This window comes from Micromonospora sp. LH3U1 (assembly GCF_028475105.1).
Taxonomy (GTDB): domain Bacteria; phylum Actinomycetota; class Actinomycetes; order Mycobacteriales; family Micromonosporaceae; genus Micromonospora.
Genome location: NZ_CP116936.1, coordinates 2242973 through 2259543, shown reverse-complemented (window position 1 = coordinate 2259543; position 16571 = coordinate 2242973). Strand labels below are relative to the sequence as shown.

General features: G+C 72.1%; 14 protein-coding genes. 5 read left to right on the top strand and 9 right to left on the bottom strand.

The window, feature by feature from the left end; translation table 11 throughout:
• Positions 1–83 precede the first annotated feature (83 nt).
• Positions 84–1037, top strand: coding sequence for a hypothetical protein (locus tag PCA76_RS10310; protein ID WP_272616963.1), 954 nt, complete (start codon positions 84–86; stop codon positions 1035–1037).
• Here PCA76_RS10310 and PCA76_RS10305 read toward each other — a convergent pair.
• Complete coding sequence (locus PCA76_RS10305) at positions 1023–2135, bottom strand: lectin (protein ID WP_272616961.1); 1113 nt, start codon at positions 2133–2135, stop codon at positions 1023–1025. The two genes, PCA76_RS10310 and PCA76_RS10305, sit on opposite strands and share 15 nt — an antisense overlap.
• Before the next feature lie 273 nt (positions 2136–2408).
• On the opposite strand from PCA76_RS10305, the gene PCA76_RS10300 reads away from it, so the two are divergent.
• Positions 2409–2681: a hypothetical protein gene (locus tag PCA76_RS10300; RefSeq protein WP_272616959.1), complete on the top strand. Its 273-nt coding sequence runs from the start codon at positions 2409–2411 to the stop codon at positions 2679–2681.
• Positions 2682–2758: 77 nt separating this feature from the next.
• On the opposite strand, the gene PCA76_RS10295 is transcribed toward PCA76_RS10300, so the two are convergent.
• Positions 2759–4027, bottom strand: coding sequence for an Nramp family divalent metal transporter (locus PCA76_RS10295; protein ID WP_272616957.1), 1269 nt, complete (start codon positions 4025–4027; stop codon positions 2759–2761).
• Between the two features lie 219 nt (positions 4028–4246).
• Between PCA76_RS10295 and PCA76_RS10290 the strand changes: the two genes are divergently transcribed.
• From PCA76_RS10290 to PCA76_RS10280, 3 genes are read left to right on the top strand one after another with little or no spacing between them, the layout of a single operon-like run.
• A complete protein-coding gene (locus tag PCA76_RS10290) occupies positions 4247–4654 on the top strand; it encodes a GntR family transcriptional regulator (RefSeq protein ID WP_272616955.1) in 408 nt (135 codons plus the stop codon).
• Between the two features lie 20 nt (positions 4655–4674).
• Positions 4675–5565, top strand: coding sequence for an ABC transporter ATP-binding protein (locus PCA76_RS10285; protein WP_272616953.1), 891 nt, complete (start codon positions 4675–4677; stop codon positions 5563–5565).
• Positions 5562–6551 carry a transporter gene (locus PCA76_RS10280; RefSeq protein ID WP_272616951.1) on the top strand — a complete coding sequence of 330 codons (990 nt, stop codon included), beginning with the start codon at positions 5562–5564 and terminating at the stop codon, positions 6549–6551. Before PCA76_RS10285 ends, PCA76_RS10280 begins: the two co-directional genes overlap by 4 nt.
• A 46-nt stretch (positions 6552–6597) precedes the next feature.
• On the opposite strand, the gene PCA76_RS10275 is transcribed toward PCA76_RS10280, so the two are convergent.
• From PCA76_RS10275 to PCA76_RS10245, 7 genes are all read right to left on the bottom strand, one after another.
• Positions 6598–7686: a DNA glycosylase AlkZ-like family protein gene (locus PCA76_RS10275; protein ID WP_272616949.1), complete on the bottom strand. Its 1089-nt coding sequence runs from the start codon at positions 7684–7686 to the stop codon at positions 6598–6600.
• A gap of 397 nt (positions 7687–8083) precedes the next feature.
• Entirely contained in the window at positions 8084–9181 is a 1098-nt protein-coding gene (locus PCA76_RS10270; RefSeq protein ID WP_272616946.1) for an SWIM zinc finger family protein, read from the bottom strand.
• A gap of 11 nt (positions 9182–9192) precedes the next feature.
• A complete protein-coding gene (locus PCA76_RS10265; protein ID WP_272616944.1) occupies positions 9193–11973 on the bottom strand; it encodes a DEAD/DEAH box helicase in 2781 nt (926 codons plus the stop codon).
• Between the two features lie 80 nt (positions 11974–12053).
• The gene (locus tag PCA76_RS10260) at positions 12054–12878 is read right to left on the bottom strand and encodes an ABC transporter permease (protein WP_442930251.1); all 825 of its coding nucleotides are present in this window, start codon (positions 12876–12878) and stop codon (positions 12054–12056) included.
• 5 nt (positions 12879–12883) lie between these two features.
• A complete protein-coding gene (locus tag PCA76_RS10255; RefSeq protein WP_272616942.1) occupies positions 12884–13888 on the bottom strand; it encodes an ATP-binding cassette domain-containing protein in 1005 nt (334 codons plus the stop codon).
• Between the two features lie 165 nt (positions 13889–14053).
• Positions 14054–15316 (bottom strand): ROK family transcriptional regulator, encoded by a 1263-nt coding sequence (locus tag PCA76_RS10250; RefSeq protein WP_442930215.1) that lies wholly within the window; start codon positions 15314–15316, stop codon positions 14054–14056.
• A gap of 103 nt (positions 15317–15419) precedes the next feature.
• Entirely contained in the window at positions 15420–16523 is a 1104-nt protein-coding gene (locus PCA76_RS10245; protein ID WP_272616940.1) for a substrate-binding domain-containing protein, read from the bottom strand.
• Positions 16524–16571: the final 48 nt, after the last annotated feature.

Sequence of the window (16571 nt, the reverse complement as noted above, 5' to 3'; positions counted from 1 at the left end):
CGGCGGTGGTCATCGCGGGTACACGCCCACACCCCTCGTCGATGTACTGTCGCTCCGCCTGATTCTGGATCTGAAGGGTGGCCATGCCCGCGACCGACACGTCCGTGGCCCGTCGATTCGGGCGGCTACTGCGCGCCGGCCTCGGTCGCCCATCCAGGGGCGCCGCCGTCGCCTGGGTGCCGCTCGCCGCGGTCATCTGTGGCCTCTTCACCGGTGCGTTGGCCAGCCGGGCCGCCTGGGAGACCTCGCGACCGCAACCCGACCGGGCCGAGGCCGCCGCGATCCTGACCGAGGTCTTCCCTGGGCACGACCTCGGCGACATCGACACCCCGCCCGCGCTCTTCGTCGTCTACGGACACGCGCTGCGCCTGAACACCGTCAAGACCCTGGTGTTCGGTGACGGCGGCGAATATCAGGAGAGCGCCACCGGCGCCACCGCGTTCGGCGCGCCACCGGTGCCCGCCGAGCAGATCGTCGCGGTGGCCCAGGAACGCCTGACCGGTGCCGGCTGGCGGGTGTACGCCCCGCAGGTGTCCGGTGGCTTCACCTGCGCGGACAAGATGTGCGCCACGCCGCAGGCGATCACCAACACCACCGTGATCGCCCGACGTGGCGACACCATCCTGAACGCCTCGATCTCCACACAGACAGCCTTCGACGCCACCTATCTGTCGGTCGAGCTACATCGCGCGCCACCGCCCCTGGTGGTCCCCGCCGGGGTGCTCGGCACGCTGCTGGGCGCGGTGGCGGGTTGGTTGGTCTTCGGCTGGGTCAGCCGACGCGTCGAGGGACGCCGGCGTCGCAGCCCGGTGAACATACTGATCGGTGTGACCGTGGTGCTGTGGTGGCTGCCGGTGCTGCTCGCCGCACCGCAGCTGCTGCGGCACCACCTCGGCGAGCCGCACCCGGCCTGGCACCCGTTCTGGGAATGGTTGGGTCAGCCAGCGGCCTCGCTGCTCTTCCTGGTCGGCGCGGTGTGCACGGCACTGGCACTGGCCCTGGCCGTGCCCCGCTCGGCCAGCTCACCCACGGACTGACCAGCGCTGGGCGACGCTGCCGTTACAGGTCCAGAGCTGGACGGTCGTGCCGTTGGCCGTGCCGGCGGATGCCACATCGACGCACTTGCCGGCGGCGGTGAGCACGATCGCCCCGTCGGAACGGAAGGTGAAGCGCTGTGCGCCGCTGCCGTTGCAGGTCCAGATCTGCACTTTGGTGCCGTCGGCGCTCGCGCCGCCCGCCACGTCCAGGCACCGGTCACCGTAGACCCGCAACTCCCCTGCCGCCGTACGGGTCCAACGCTGGTTGGCGCCGCCGTGACAGTCCCAGATGATGACCTGGGCGCCGGCGGTGGTGCTGGCGCCGGAGACGTCCAGGCAGCGCCCCGAGCTCGGGTTGAGCAGGTTGACCGGGGTGCCCACCGGGGGCCCGCCCACCGGGACCAGGCTGCCGGGCACGGACCGCAGCGCGTCATACCAGCGGGCGGCCATCTTGTCGTACCCACCGGCGTTGGGGTGGACGCCGTCGGCCAGGTCGGCGGTCCCGAGCGCGGAGTGCATGTCGACCAGGTGCACCTGGCTGCCCTTCTGCGCCACGATGCCGGGGATCGCCGCGTTGAACGCCTGCACCCGCGCCTCCCGGGTCGCGTCGGATTCCGGGGTGATGGTGGCGACGAACACCTCGGCCGCCGGCACCGTCGACCTGATCTTGTCGATCAGCGCGGACAGCCGGGCCGGCGCGTTGGCCAGATCGTAGTTCTGGTTCACGTCGTTGGTGCCGATGTGCAGCAGCACCGTACGCGGATCGGTGGCCCGCAACCAGCCGACGATGTTGGCGTCGAGTTGGTCGATCCGCCACCCCGAGTGGCCCTGGTGATCGTGGTCGCCGAGGCTGGCCGGTCCGTTGAACTGCGAGCCGACGAAGTCGACGGTGTAGCCACCACCGGCCAGCCGCTGCCACAGGTTGATCCGGTATCCGCCGGGCACGTTGTACCCGTCGGTGATCGAGTCACCGAGCGGCATCACCCGTACCCCGCCGTTCGACTCGGCCTGCGCGGGCGCGACCTGGGCCAACGCCAGCACGGCGCCGAGGACGAGCCCGAAGCCCCCGGCGGCGACCCGTCGTACGTTCCATCGCATGGTTGATCCCTCTCCTCGCAGATCGTGGAAACATCCATTCATGCTTTGCGATGTATGGGCGGTCCGGACCCGGGCGGCACGGGCGCGAGCCGAACGCCGGGCTGGCTGCGCCGAGCGGTCCCGAAGACCACCCGGCACCGGACCCGTCCGGGCACCGTCGGAGCGGCTATCCGCGCAAGAACAGCATGGATGCGGATCGGATGCCTGAGTGTGTCGATGCCGGGTAGGCAGCGGCCCGGCGGCTTGTCGACACCCGTCGGGCAGGAGGCTGCGATGAGCACGTACCGGGACGACCAGGGTGATCCGATTCCTCCTCCGGAGGCGGATGCCCTCGAGCAACGGCAGGACGCCGTCGACTACGGGCCGCCGGACCGGGTGTCGGGTGACGTCGACCCCGAAGCATCCGAGGCGGACCTGGCCGAACAGGGCGCCCTGCCGGCGGGCACGCTCGAGGAGGTGACGTCGCTCCCGGAGGACGCCAACCCGGCGGACGCCCTCGAACAGCGCCAGGAGATCTCCACCCGCGACGAAGGCCGTCGGACCTGAGCGCGCCGGGCCGGGCGGGCGGTCCGCCCGGCCGGGCTGGGTCAACCGGCTGAGCCGGCCCGGCCGGCTCAGCTGGGTCAGCCGGCGACGATCTGCCAGAGCAGGAAGGCGTTGAGGGCGACCACCAGGATGGCCACCAGGGACGCAGCGGCGGTGGTGAGCGGGTGGTTGACCAGGTTGCCCATCAGGTCGCGACGGCGGGTGAAGGCGACCACCGGGATCAGCGCGAACGGGATACCGAAGCTGAGGATGACCTGGGACAGCACCAGGGCTCGGGTCGGGTCGAGGCCGATGGCGAGCACGGCCAGAGCGGGCAGCAGGGTGACCAGCCGGCGCAGCAGCAGCGGAATGCGCCGCCGCAGGAAGCCCTGCATGATCACCTCGCCGGCATAGGTGCCGACGCTCGTGGAGGCGAGCCCGGAGACCAACAGGGCGACGGCGAACCCGAACGCCGCGGCGGTGCCGATGGTCTGGCCGAGCCCGGCGTGCACCCCCTCCAGGCTGTCCGCGCCACCCGGGCCGCCACCACGGAAGCTGGCCGCCGCGATCAGCAGCATGGCGAGGTTGACCGCCCCGGCCGCGCTCAGCGCGAGCAGCACGTCGGTGCGCTGGCCGCGGAACAGGGTCCGACGCTCGGTGTCGTCGGCGGCGGGAATGCGGTCGCGGGTGAGCGCGGAGTGCACGTAGATGACGTGCGGCATGACGGTCGCGCCGAGGATGCCGGCGGCCAACAGCACGCTGTCCGTGCCCTGTAGGCGCGGCACCAGACCGGCCATGGCCGAGGCAGGGTCGGAGCCGGAGGCGAGCAGGTTGGCGGCGAAGGCCAGGACGATCACCCCGAGCAGGACGGCGATGACAACCTCGAAGGCGCGGTAGCCGCGCGAGCGCAGGGCGAGCACGGCGAACGCGGCCGTGCCGATGATGATCCCGCCGGGCAGCAGTGGGATGCCGAAGAGCAGGTACAGGGCGACCGCACCACCGATCACCTCGGCCAGGTCGGTGGCCATGGCGACCAACTCGGCCTGCACCCACATCAGCCGGTTCACCGGCCGAGGCATGCGTTCCCGGCAGAGCTCAGGAAGGCTGCGCCCGGTGGCGAGACCCAGTTTCGCGGTGAGTGTCTGCACCAGCATCGCCATCAGGTTGGCCACCACCACGACCCAGACCAACAGGTATCCGTAGCGGGCTCCGGCGGCGGAGTTGGTGGCGAAGTTGCCGGGGTCGACGTAGGCGACGGCGGCGACGAACGCCGGGCCGAGCAGGATCAGCCGCCCGCGGACCCGACCCCTGGCGCGGGCGGCCTGCAACGGCGTTGTCGTCGACGCCGTGAGTTCGTTGGTGACCATCGAACACCTCCTCGTCCGGATGGATCGCGTGCCGGTTTCCTTCCCGGCCCGCTGACCCGTCGGTGCCAACGGGTGGCCTTCCGGTGCCAACACCGCCGACCAGCCCGGGACCTCACCCGTTCGGGGCGATTCGCCGCGCCGCCCTTGACAGCGATCGGGCTCCCGATGAAGCTGTCTATTAGTCCTACTGTCGTAGGACAACAGGAAGGATCGTCTCGAGTGATCGAGTTTGTGCTGGACAGCCGGTCGAAGGTGAACACCTACATGCAGCTCGTGCAGCAGGTGAAACAGGCACTGCGGGTTGGCCTGCTGGTGCCGGGCGACCAGTTGCCGAAAGTCCGGGACGTCGCGCAGTCGCTGGCGATCAACCCGAACACGGTGCTGAAGGCGTACCGGGAGCTGGAGATCGAGGGTCTGGTCGGCGGCCGACCCGGGGTGGGCACGTTCGTCCGGCGCACCCTGGCCGGCGCGTCCCTGCCCAACCAGGCCGAGCTGCGCGACGACCTGGTCGCCTGGCTGCACCGGGCGCAGGCCGCAGGCCTCACGGCCGAGGACGTCATCGCCCTGGTGGAGACCACGCTGCGAGCCACCCTCGCCGACGACGCCCCCCAGAAGGAGCCCGCGTGAGCGGAACGAGAGGACAAGGGATGGACATGGTCTTGGAAGCAGACCGGCTCGGCAAGCGGTACGGCAGCACCTGGGCGTTGCGGGACTGCTCGCTGCATCTGCCGGCCGGCCGGATCGCCGCGCTGGTCGGGCCGAACGGCGCGGGCAAGAGCACGCTGCTGCACCTGGCCGTCGGGCTGCTCAAGCCCGACGCGGGCGCGGTCCGGGTGTTCGGCAGGTCGCCGTACGGCGACACGGAGGGCCTGGCCGACATCGGGTTCGTCGCCCAGGACACCCCGTTGTACCGGGATTTCACCGCAGCCGAGCTGGTCATTGCCGGCGGCAAGCTCAACCGGCGGTGGGACGCGGCGCTGGCCCGTACCCGGCTGGCGCAGCTCGGGATCCCGCCCGACCGGCCGGTCGGCAAGCTGTCCGGCGGGCAGCGGGCCCAGGTGGCGCTCGCCCTCGCGCTGGCCAAGCGGCCCCGGCTGCTGCTGCTCGACGAGCCGGTCGCCAGCCTCGACCCGCTCGCCCGACGGGAGTTCCTCCAGTCGCTGATGGGCAGCGTCGCGGAGTCAGGCACCACCGTCCTGCTCTCCTCGCACCTGCTGGCCGACCTGGAAAGGGTCTGCGACCACCTGATCGTGCTCAACGCCTCCCAGGTACAGCTCACCGGCGCGGTCGACGACCTGGTCGCCGAACACCGCCAACTGGTCGGCCCACGGCACGACGGCGGCGCTATCGGGGGCGTCGCCGCCGTGATCCGGGCCAGCCACACCGACCGGCAGTCCACAATGCTGGTCCGCACCGATGGCCCGATCACCGATCCCGGCTGGACGGTGCGCGAGGTCAGCCTGGAGGACGTCGTCCTGGCCTACCTGGCCGATGGCACCACGCAGACCAGTCACAGCGAGTGGGGGGTGCCAGCATGATCTGGTTGACCTGGCGGCAACACCGCAAGCAGGCGTTCTTCACCCTGCTGGGCTTCGCGGCGCTGGCCGCCCTGATGGTGCCGATCGGCCTGTCGATGCGGCACAGCTTCGCCGACCTCGGGCTGGCGGACTGCGCACGCCAGCTTGCCGGCACGAACGTGGCCGACGCGACCCGGGAGACCTGCGACGCGGGCTTCCGCCGATTCACCAACCGGTACGGCAGCCTGAACCTGGTGGCCGTACTGCTGCTCACCCTGCCGGTGCTGGTCGGCCTGTTCTGGGGTGCCCCTCTGGTCGCCCGCGAGGTGGAGCAGGGCACGCACCGGTTCGTCTGGACCCAGGGCGTCGGCCGTGCCCGCTGGGCGCTGGTGAAGTTCGGCCTGGTCGGCGCGGCGACGGTGCTCGCGGCGGTCTGCTACGGGCTGGGCATGTCGTGGTGGGTCGAGCCACTGACCCAGGCCGCGAGCGAGGGCCGGCTCGGCCTGATCGTGTTCGACCTGCAGGGCGTCGCCCCGATCGGCTACACCCTCTTCGCCGTGGCGCTCGGCATCTTCGCCGGCACCGTCTGGAAGCGGATGCTGCCCGCCATGGGCATCACCCTGGCCGGGTTCATCGGCGTACGGGCGGCCGTGGCGATCCTGGCCCGGCCGCACTACCAGTCCGCCAAGACCCTCACCTTCCCGACCGAGGGGGTCACGGAGGCCGCCATGAGGCGCGGCGACTGGGTCCTCAGCCAGGGCATCCGCAACCCCGACGGGACGATGATCGCGGAGGACACCCGGATCCAGTGCCCGCCGGGTGGCAAGGGACCCAACGGTGATGTCTGCGGCTCCGAGCTGGGCCTCGAACCGGGCGCGTACAACTGGCAGCTGTACCAGCCGGCGGACCGGTTCTGGCTGTTCCAGGGCATCGAGACGGGCATCTTCGTCGCCCTTGCCCTGCTCCTGCTCTACCTGGCCGTACGCCGGGTCCGCCGGATCGCGTAGCTCGACAACGGGTGATCGCCGGGGCCACGGGCCTGGCGATCACCCGTCAGCGCAGGCCCTCGGCGGTCAGCGAGAGCCAGGACGCGAGGTCGTGCAGCTCGTCATGCACGGCCCGGGTCAACTCCGAAGTGAAGGGCACGTCCTCATGGATGGCGTGCACGGTGAGCATGCCCCGCCGGCGGTCGGCCGTGGCGTCGACCTTCCCCACCAACCGGTCGCCGTGCAGGATCGGCAACGCGAAGTAGCCCCACCGTCGACTCGCCTTCGGTTTGTACATCTCCAGCACGTACTCGTACTCGAAAAGGTCCGCGAGGCGGACCCGGTCGTGCACCAGCCGGTCGAACGGCGACAACAGCGCGGTACGCCCGGTGAAGGGCTGCCCGAGCGCGGCCGGGTCCACTCGCCAGACCCCTGGCACGCCCTCGACGACCGCCGGCTCGCCAGCGTCACCGACCTCCGCCGGCTCGCCGGGCACCACCATCGCCCGCTCCCGTGCGATGCCCAGTGCGCGCAACCGGCGTTCGTTGCGGACCCGGTGCGCCTGCTCCAACGGGACCACCGGCGTACCCGCCGGATAGACCCTCTCGGACACGTCCCACAACCGCTGTCGGCCCTGCCGGCCAGCGACAGCGACCTCGCCGCGTAGGACCAGGAACTCCAGCATCTGCGTGACGTTGCGGTTGTTGGTCCAGCCCGACGACGGCCAGGGCACCGAACACGTGTCTGGGATGTCGCGGGAGAGCAGAGGCCCGGAGCGGCCGAGCAGGTCGAGCACGTCCCGCCGGAACGAGTCGTTGCCGCGCAGCCACTCGCGCTGCCGCTCGTGACTGGGCCAGGCCGCCATCGCCGCGAGGTAGAGACCGAGATCGTCCATCGGTCGCACCATCGCCTGGTGCTCGAAGAGCGTCCGGTCCTGTTCCAGTGCCTGCCGCAGGTGCGACGGCTGGTACGACGAGCCGAGCCGGCTCCAGCAGACCAGATCCGCGCTGGGCGCGACGGCCGCTGTCGGGTCGATCTGCACCAGCGTCAGCTGACGCACCACCGTGAGCAGGTCGGTCGGTCGCGGATCGGCCAGCAACTGGGCCCGCACGGCGATCCGTCGTGCCTGCACCCGATCGAGTTGGTGGGGAACCACGCCGCGAGCCTAACGGTCACCACCGACAGGGCGCCGACCAGCGGAGTCGGATTCCCGGCCCGTCGCCATCGCGACCGAAAGTGCCCACTCGAACACCATGAGTGCTCCGATGTGGGCCGCAGGGCTTGCGCCGGGCGGGCCACAGGGATGGGAGCGCACGCGTGAAGGTCAAGATTCCCGGCGACCTCGTCTGTGTCACCGGCGCCACCCGTAGCCAGGTGTGGGCGGACAACGCCGCCGGCCCGGGCCGGGTGCTGCGCCCGGCCGGCTGATCCGTGGCGCGCCCCGGTGGTCGGTCACCGGGGCGCGCCGCACGTCCGGACGAGGAGTTCCGCGCCTGCGCCTGCTCGGACGCCGGCAGGGGCAGCGGAGCGAACACCCGGGGGCCGCGCCTACGTCACCGACGTTCGGTGTCGGACCCCTCCGGCGGCAGGTCGAGCGGGGCATCAGTCGGGTCGGTGCGAGGCGGGCCGGCCGCGCCGGCGTACTCCCAGGCCCGGACGGCCCGGGGCAGTTCCGCCGCTCGCCCGCTGGCCTCGGCGAGCCGCTCGACGGCCGCCGAACGCGGCGCATGGGCGGCCAGCCGGACGGCGTCGGGCCAGGCGTCGGGCTCCGGCGCGAGCAGCTCCGCGCGGGGGGCGGCGAGCAGGTGCCGGGCCCGGGAAGCGGCGTCGGCCGCGAGCAGCCCGAGCGCCTCGGCGTCGACGCCGGGCGCGGAGTGTCCGGCGAGGATCGGGGCGAGCGCCAGCGGTACGCCGGGCAGCGGCGCGGGTGGGGCCGGTAGCGGGACCGGGGCCGCGGCCCAGGCTTGCTCCGCCGGGGTGCCGGCCGGCGGGGCGTCGTCCGCCACCGCGATCTGCCGCCGGGCGTTGCGGCGACGCAGTTCCTCGACCAGCTCGGCCTCGGCCCGCCCACGCATCAGCAGCAGCACGAACGGGTCGCGATCCAGCAGCCAGGACATCTGGTAGGCCAGCGCCACGGCGTGCCGGCAGGGCTGGTCCCAGGACGGGCAGTCGCACTCCGACTCCAGGTCGCCGTGGTCGGGCAGCAGGCGTACGCCGGCGTCCTCGGCGGTGTCGACCAGCTCAGGCGGCATCTCCCGATCGAGCAGCGCGGCGATGTGCCCGGCCTTCGCGGCGAGCGCGTCGAGCAGCCGGTCCCACTGGCGCTCGGAGAGCGGGCCGACGCGCACCACGGTGTCGTGCGGAAGGTCCGGGTCGCCATCGTGGACCGGGGCGGAGATCCGCCCCGGGCTCACGGTGATCGGGCCGACCTGACCGGCGAGCGCGTACCGGCGGCCCCGGCTCAGCTGCCCACGGTCGAACGCGGCCCGCTCCATGGCGTCGATCCAGGCGGTGCCCCACCAGGTGGCGGCGAACGTCCGGCCGATCCGGCGGTCCGGTGCGAAGGTCCGGAAGCTGCGGGCCCGTCCGTCGTCCCGCACCGGTTCGGCGTCGTCGTCCCACAGGTCGTCGAAATCCTCGTCGCCGGTCACGTCCCGTCCCCTCATTCCTGGTCGCCGAGCCGGACGAGCCGGAGCAGCTCGGCGTCGGACAGCTCGGTCAGGGCCGTCTCGCCGCCCGTGAGCACGGCGTCGGCCAGGGCCCGCTTGGCCTCCAGCAGGGCCGCGATGCGCTCCTCCAGGGTGCCCTGGGCGATCAGCCGGTGCACCTGCACCGGCTTGGTCTGCCCGATCCGGTGGGCCCGGTCGGTGGCCTGTTCCTCCACGGCCGGGTTCCACCAACGGTCGTAGTGGATGACATGGTCGGCCCGGGTCAGGGTCAGGCCGGCGCCGGCCGCCTTGAGCGACAGCAGGAAGACCGGCACCTCGCCGGCCTGGAACCGGCGGATCAACTCCTCGCGCTGCGGCACGGGAGTGCCGCCGTGCAGCAGCTGCGCCGGTACGCCCCGCTCGGCCAGGTGCCGGGCCAGCAGCCGGGCCATCCGCACGTACTGGGTGAAGACCAGCGCACCGCCGCCCTCGGCGAGGATGGTGTCCAACAGGTCGTCGAGGAGGTGCAGCTTCTCCGACCGGCCGCGCAGCGAACCGTGCGTCTCCTTCAGGTAGTGCGCCGGGTGGTTACAGACCTGCTTCAGCCCGACCAGCAGTTTGAGCACCAGGCCGCGCCGGGCGATGCCGGTGCCGCTGGCCCGGATCTCGGTCAGTACCTCGTCGACCACCTTCTCGTAGAGGGCGGTCTGCTCGGCGGTCAGCGGGACCAGGTGGTCGGTGACCGTCTTGGATGGCAGCTCCGGGGCGATGCCCGGGTCCGTCTTGCGGCGGCGCAGCAGGAAGGGGCGGACCAGGCGGGACAACCGGCCGACGCTCGCGGGGTCCCGGTCCACCTCGATCGGCCGGGCCCAGGTCGCGCGGAACTCCCCCGCCGCGCCCAGCAGGCCGGGCGTGGTCCAGTCGAGGATCGTCCACAGGTCAGTGAGGTCGTTCTCCACGGGGGTGCCGGTGAGCGCGACCCGGGCCGGGGCGGGGATCGTCCGCAGGGCCTTCGCGGTGCCACTGAGCCTGTTCTTCACGTACTGCGCCTCGTCGGCGACCACCAGCCCCCAACGCGCGGCGGCGAGGGTGTCGGCGTCGAGGCGCATGGTGCCGTAGCTGGTCAGCACGATCCCGTCGGCCAGCTCCGCGAGCGACCGGGCGCTGCCGTGGAAGCGGCGTACGGGCGTGCCAGGGGCGAACCGGCGGATCTCCCGCTCCCAGGTGCCGAGCACCGAGGCCGGGCAGATCACCAGGGTCGCGCCGGCGGTGGCCCGGTCGAGCTGGCGGCGCAGGTGCAGGGCCACGACGGTGACCGTCTTGCCCAGGCCCATGTCGTCGGCGAGACAGCCACCGAAACCGAGCGAGGTCATCCGCTCCAGCCAGCGCAGCCCACGCAACTGGTAGCCGCGCAGGCTGGTGCCGAGCGCGGCCGGCGGGGTCAGCGGCTCCGACCCGCCGTCGGGGTCCGCGAGCCGTTCGCACAACGCGCCCAACCACCCGTCGGCCACCACGTCGACCCGCTCGCCGACCACCTCGGTGCTGCCGGTCAGGGTGGCCGCCAGGGCCTCGTACGCCGGGCGCGGGGTGAGCCGGCGCTCGGCGGCCCGGCGGGCCAGCTCCGGTGGAACCGCAACCCACCCGTCGCGTAGCCGGACGATCGGCCGGGCGCCGGCGATCAGGTCCGCCTCTGCGTCGGTCAGTGGAACCCCGGCGAGGGTCAGCTGCCAGCTCAGCGGCACCGGCGCGGCGGAGCGGAAGAAGCCGGCCAGGTCTGCGGGCTGCTCCGGCGGGGAGCTGACCAACACCCGGGCGGCGAGCGCGCGGGAGAGCTGCGCCGGCCATTCGATGTCGACGCCGGCCGCGACCAGCCGTGCCTCGGCGCCGTCGAACAGGTCGACCAGGTCCTCGTCGAGCAGCTCCAACTCGACCGGCGCGGCCTCGTCGAGGAGGCGTTCCAGCGGCGGCCACAGCGCGGCCGCGCGTCGTACGGCGAGCATCGCCTCCACGGTGGCCCGGTCGCCGAGACCGTGCTGGTCACCCGCCCAGAGGGCGTCGGCGTCGCTGACCAGGGTGGGGTCGGCGAGACTGCGGAGCCGGACCACGGCGCGGGGCGCGGTGGTGGCGAGATCCCCCCGCATCTCCACTCGCAGCGCCACCCGCAGGCCCGTGTCCACCCCGGCGGAGACCTGCCCGGCCCAGTCGCGCAGTTCCTCGGCCGGCTGGGGTGCCGGGGCGGTGAATCGGGGATCGCCGGTGAGCCAGGGCGCGGCCGGGGTGCGCGGCAGCGTGTCGGCCACCGCGTCGAGGAAGGCGCGGACCAGTTCCTCCGGGTCAGGGAGGACCAGCCGTGGCGCCGTGGGGTCGAGCGGCACCGCGCGCGCCGTCGGGGGCATCGCGGAGGCCAACGCCCGGATGCGTCGCACGTCCTCGACGTCGAACGGGCCGGCCCGCCAGGCGTCGTATCCCTGCGGGGACACTCCGGGCAGGATTCGCCCTCGGGCGACGAGGTGGAGCCCGGTGACCGCGACCGCCGACCAGAACGCGGCGGCCGGGTCGACCTGGTCGGCGGTGCGCAACGCCACCAGCCGACGGACCGCGTCGCCCACGCCGATGGACCGGACCGGGACTTCGCACAGTTCCGGCCGGCCGTCGCGCGGAAGGACCAGCCCCAGTTCGCCGGCCTCGCCGAACCCGTCGAACTCCTCGGGCAGCGCGTCGCCGCTCGGATGGTGGACGTGCACCGCGCCGGTCCGCGGCGGGTCGCCCGGGGTGAAGACGACCACGAACGGCACTCTGCCTCCTGATGGATCGTCGGTGGGCGACCGCCCACCGACCCGACGATCGTGGCCTACGACGTTCGACAAGCCCCGGTTCAACCACTCAGCCGCCGGTAGCGGGCCACCGAGAGCGGCAGGAAGACGGCGACCAGCACGACTGGCCACGCGACGGCCAGCCAGGAGTACTGCTGGACCACCCAGGAGTCGCCGCCCCAGCCGGCGTTGCCGAAGAGCTCACGGGTCGCGCCGACGGTCACCGACAGGGGATTCCACTCGGCCACCGCCCCCAGCCAGGCGGGCATGGTGGACGGTGCGACGAACGCGTTGGACAGGAAGCCGAGCGGAAACTCCAGGATCTGCACCCCGGCGACCGCCTGCTGGCCCCGCATCACCAGGCCCAGGAAGATGCCGAGCCAGACCAGGGCGAACCGCAGGAGCAGGATCAGCCCCACTGCGGCGAGGGTGTCGCCGACACTGCCGTGCGCCCGCCACCCGAGCGCCAGACCGGCCAACAGCATCACCACGAGGGTGACCAACGCGAACAGCATGTCGGCCGCTGCCCGGCCCATGAGCGGGGCCAGCGGCGAGACGGGCATCGACCGGAAGCGGTCGGTCACCCCGCGGTCCAGATCGGTCGAGACGGCGATGGTGGTGAGGCTGATGCCGAACACCATGGTCATCACGAACATGCCGGGCAGCAGGAACTCCCGATAGCTTCCGCCCCCCGGCACCTCCAACGCTCCGCCGAAGAGGTAGACGAACATCAGCACGATCAGGATGTCGAAGCCGAGCGAGCCGATCAGCGGCCCGGGGTCGCGGCGCCAGTGGGCGAGGCCCCGCAAGGTCAGGGTGATGCTGTCGGCCAGCAGGGTGGGGCGGCCGGGCCGGTGGGCCGGCGATCCGGTGCCGGGCAGGGTCAGACTGGTCACGCCGAGACCTCCTCGCTGTCGGCGGGCACACCGACCGTGCGCGCCTCGGCGGGCTGCGGTCGATGTCCGGTGAGGTGCAGGAACACCTCGTCCAGGGTGGGGCGGCGCAGCGCCACGTCCGCCACCTGCACACCCTCCTCATCGAGCGCCCGTAGCACCGCGGTGAGTGTGGCGGCCCGGTCCCCGATCCGGGCGCTGAGCAACCGCCGGTCGTGGTCGACCGTCGGTTCGACCCCGACCACCTGCCGGAGCCGTGGCAGGGCGGTGACGAGATCGGAGCGGTCGCGGAGGACCAGGTCGAGGCGGTCGCCGCCGAGGCGGCCCTTGAGGTCGTCCGGGGTGCCCTCGGCCATCACCCGGCCGGCGTCGACCACGCAGACCCGGTCGGCCAACTGGTCTGCCTCGTCCAGGTACTGGGTGGTGAGCAGGACGGTGGTGCCGGCGCGTACCAACTCCCGGACCGACTCCCAGACCTCGTTGCGACCGCGCGGGTCCAGACCGGTGGTGGGTTCGTCGAGGAAGAGCACCGACGGGGTGAGGATCATCCCGACGGCGAGGTCCAGCCGCCGGCGCATGCCACCCGAGTACGCCTTCACCGGCTTCCCGCCGGCGTCGGCGAGGCCGAACCGTTCCAGCAGTTCGGTGGCGCGCCGCCGGGCCGCCTTCGCGCCGAGGTGGAACAGCCGGCCGAAGATGACGAGGTTCTCCTGGGCGCTGAGCATCTCGTCCAGCGCCGCCTGCTGCCCGACCAGCCCGATGCGGTAGCGCACCTGTTCGGGCTGGCGCGCCACGTCGAACCCGGCCACCTCGGCCCGCCCCTCGTCGAAGCGGAGCAGGGTGGACAGGATCCTCACGGCGGTGGTCTTACCGGCACCGTTCGGACCCAGCAGGCCGCACACGGTGCCGGCCCGGACCCGCAGGTCGAAGCCGTCCAACGCGTACCGGTCGCCATACCGTTTGCGCAGTCCCTGCGCGACTATCGCGTCCTCGCCGGTCGTCAACGTCGCTCTCCCTCGATGCCGTAGCCACCACTGTCGTACGTCGTACGGTAGCACGCACGGGAGTGGTGGACACGTGGCAGCGCCGTCTGTTGGTGACGGTCATGTGTTCGAGGTGATCGCTGGTCCTGACCAGCGTGGCGCGTCGGCCGCAGAGAACAGTTCCGGCTACGCCGGGTCGGCGGACCCCATCTGGCCGGCGACGCCGACGTTCAGCGGGTCGGCCAGCAGCTTGTCGAAGGCCAGCTCGGCGGCGCCGATCAGGACGGCGTCAGGGCCGAGCACCGCCGCCTCCAGGCGCAGGTGCTCTCGGGAGACCGCCAGCGGCATGGCGTCCAGCCGGCTGCGGACCGTGTCCGCCCCGGCGGTGAAGATGTCGCGCAGCGATCCACCGAACACCACAGCGTCCGGGTTGACCACGTTGACCAGGTTGGCGACGCCGAAGCCGAGCCAGTCGGCGACCCGCTCGACCGCCTCCCGGGCGGTCCGGTCGCCGGCCGCCGCCGCGCGCAGCACCTCGGCCACCGCCGCACGGTCGCCCGGGTCCCGGCCGGCGTGCCGCAACAGCGCGCTCTCACTGATCTCGGTCTCCCAGCAGCCGCGTGAGCCGCAACCGCAGGGCAGCCCGTTCGGGTTGACCACCATGTGGCCGACCTTGCCGCTGTGGCCCCGGTGCCCGATCACCAGTCGGCCACCCATGATGATGCCGGCGCTGATGCCCAGGCCGCCGTGCAGGTAGATGAGATCGTCGACGCCCACCGCCACGCCGCGGACGTGCTCGGCCAGGCCAGCGATGTCGGCCAGGTCGCCGGCCACGAAACCCGGGCCGGCGGAGAGTTCGGCATTGAGCGCGGCGCCCAGGCTTCCGTCGATGCCGACGATCCGGATCCTGTCGTCCGCGTCCCGGGTGGTGTCGGTGACCGCGACCGCTCCACCGACGAGCAGCGCGTCGGCGGCCACGCAGCGTTCCATGTCGCGGACGAGGTCGGCGAGCGGCCCGACGGCGTCGACCGCCGACATGCCGCTGGGGCGGGCGACCTCGCGCAGATCGAGGATGCGACCGCCGAGCCCGACCCGGGCCGCGCGCAGTCGGTCCGCGTCGATGCTCAGCGCCTGCGCGTAGACCCGGTCGGAGCGAGGGCTGACCACGAGCGAGGGGCGGCCGGCGCGACGGGCGGTGGTCGGCGCCTCCTCGGTGACGAGGCCGCTGGCCACCAGGTCGGCCGCGAGGGCGCCGATGGTGCTGCGGTTGAGGCCGAGCCGGCTGGTCAACTCGGCCCGGGACGTCGGCCCGTGCAGGTGGACGTAGCGCAGGACGGCACCGAGATTCTGCCGTCGAATCTCCTCCTGGCTGGCGCCGGGGACCGCCGGCAGCGGGGACTCGGGGTCGCGGCCGACGCCGGCTGACCTGGACCGTACGGGTGCTGCCACGGTCAGACCTCCTTCCGGGTCGGTGCCAGGGGTGCCAGGACGACGATGGGTCCCGGAAGAGGAGATCCGGGACCCATCGGCGTTGCTGCCTACCGTGCGGTGATTACTTGGTGAGCGGCGCGAGCTTCGGGTCGTTGGCGTACGCCTCAGCCGCGTTCGCCTTGGTGACGGCGACCGGCGGGAGCAGGAACGTGTCGACGACCTTGCTGCCGTTGTTGTAGGACTTGGTGTCGTTCACCTGCGGGGCGTTACCGGCCTGGAGAGCCTTGACCATGTTGATGGTCTCCTTCACCAGGTTGCGGGTGTCCTTGTTGATCGTCATGTACTGCTCGCCAGCCACGATCGACTTGACCGACTCAACCTCGGAGTCCTGACCGGTGACGACCGGGATCGGCTTGCCAGCACCCTTGACCGAGGTCAGGATCGCGCGGGCCAGCGTGTCGTTCGGGGAGAGGACGCCGTCCAGCTCCTTGTTGCCGTAGGTCGAGGTGAGCAGCTGGTCCATACGGGCCTGCGCACCCTCGGCCTTCCAGCCCTGGATGGCGGTCTGCTTCACGTCGGTCTGCTTCGAGGCGACGACCACGTTGCCCTTGTCGATCTCCGGCTTGAGCACGTCCATCGCACCGTTGAAGAAGACACCGGCGTTGTTGTCGTCCGGCGAGCCGGAGAACAGCTCGATGTTGTACGGGCCGTTCGGCTTCTTGGCCTTCATGCCGTCCAGCAGGGCCTGGCCCTGGAGCTGGCCGACCTTGAAGTTGTCGAACGCGACGTAGTAGTCGAGGTCCGGCGTGTTGGTGATGAGCCGGTCGTACGCGATGACCTTCACGCCCTGCTGGTGGGCAGCGGCGACCTGGGTCGACAGCTGCGCGGCGTCGGTCGCGCCGATGACGATGACCTTGGCGCCCTTGGTCACCATGGCGGTGATCTGCGCCTGCTGGTCGGCGACCGTGGTCGACGCGCCGGCGTACTGCACCTGGCCCTCGAAACCGGCCTCCTTGAGGCCGCTGGTGAACAGGTCACCGGCGAGGACCCAGTTCTCCGAGGTCTTGGCCGGGAGGGCCACGCCGATCAGCGAGTTCGCCGCGAAGCCCTTGGCGGCCTCGCCCTTGGTGTCGGAGTCGCCGTCGCGGCCGGAGCCGCAGCCCGCGAGGGTCAGCATGGCGGCGGCGCTGATGGCGACCACCGACGTGCCAAAGAATTTACGCATGTGAGGACTTGCCTTTCTGGAATTGGAACGGGTGGAGAGGTCGGTGGC

Bases quoted from the DNA above. Each gene is read 5' to 3' on its own strand.
- PCA76_RS10310 (WP_272616963.1), top strand. From the start codon at position 84: ATGCCCGCGACCGACACGTCCGTGGCCCGTCGATTCGGGCGGCTACTG.
- PCA76_RS10305 (WP_272616961.1), bottom strand. From the start codon at position 2,135: ATGCGATGGAACGTACGACGGGTCGCCGCCGGGGGCTTCGGGCTCGTC.
- PCA76_RS10300 (WP_272616959.1), top strand. From the start codon at position 2,409: ATGAGCACGTACCGGGACGACCAGGGTGATCCGATTCCTCCTCCGGAG.
- PCA76_RS10295 (WP_272616957.1), bottom strand. From the start codon at position 4,027: ATGGTCACCAACGAACTCACGGCGTCGACGACAACGCCGTTGCAGGCC.
- PCA76_RS10285 (WP_272616953.1), top strand. From the start codon at position 4,675: ATGGACATGGTCTTGGAAGCAGACCGGCTCGGCAAGCGGTACGGCAGC.
- PCA76_RS10280 (WP_272616951.1), top strand. From the start codon at position 5,562: ATGATCTGGTTGACCTGGCGGCAACACCGCAAGCAGGCGTTCTTCACC.
- PCA76_RS10245 (WP_272616940.1), bottom strand. From the start codon at position 16,523: ATGCGTAAATTCTTTGGCACGTCGGTGGTCGCCATCAGCGCCGCCGCC.